1 protein-coding gene is annotated in these 255 nt (G+C 69.0%); it reads right to left on the reverse strand.

The features are described from left to right. Positions 1–255 (reverse strand): transposase domain-containing protein (locus U8525_RS34685; protein WP_374271007.1); only part of this gene is annotated, 255 nt, incomplete at both ends.

Genomic DNA, 255 nt, shown 5'->3' on the forward strand with positions numbered 1-255 from the left:
CGAATCGGGCGGGTCGGCGGTGCGTCGGCGCATCCACTCGTGGGGTAGCAGCTCACCGATGCGCGAGTGGGGATGCGTCTGGACGCGGAGCAGGACGTCGGCCAGGTAGGCCTCGGGGTTGACGCCATTGGCCTCGCAGGTGGCGACGAGGGCGTAGAGGCCCGCGAGGTTTTCGCCCGCCGCCTCGTGGCCGACGAAGAGAAAGTTTTTGCGGCCCAGTGCCGCTTTCCGCAGCGCCGCTTCCGAGCGGTTGTT

The sequence above is a fragment of the Corallococcus sp. RDP092CA genome (assembly GCF_041903675.1).
In the GTDB taxonomy this organism is placed as follows: Bacteria; Myxococcota; Myxococcia; order Myxococcales; family Myxococcaceae; genus Corallococcus.